This window comes from Anoxybacillus sp. LAT27, from assembly GCF_022030075.1.
Lineage (GTDB): Bacteria > Bacillota > Bacilli > Bacillales > Anoxybacillaceae > Anoxybacillus > Anoxybacillus kestanbolensis.
Window position 1 is genome coordinate 1 of sequence record NZ_JAIWYK010000100.1, and the last position, 321, is coordinate 321.

The following is a 321-nucleotide window of genomic DNA, read 5'->3' on the forward strand; positions in this document are numbered from 1 at the left end:
TGGGCATATCCAAGACACAGGCTGCCCGTCCAAAGGGAAAGGCGCGGTGGCTCGTCCACCTGTTTCCCCTTCCGGCTCTCGTGATCTACACGCTGTTTGTCGTCTATCCGATCGTTTCCGCCTTCACCTACAGCTTGTACGAGTGGGAGGGCATTGCCAGAGGCGCCTACGTCGGCCTGAAAAACTTCATCACGCTGTTTCGGGTGGAGCCGTTTCACGAAATGTTCTGGAACGCGTTTGGCCACAACGTCATCTACTTTGTGGTCGAGATGATCGTGCAAAACGGCATCGCCTTTGTACTCGCCTTTATCATCTACCGCA

1 pseudogene is annotated in these 321 nt (G+C 54.8%); it reads left to right on the plus strand.

What is annotated here, in order from left to right:
• Positions 1–5 precede the first annotated feature (5 nt).
• Positions 6–321: pseudogene (locus LD028_RS08685) on the plus strand (sugar ABC transporter permease); the annotation flags it as partial.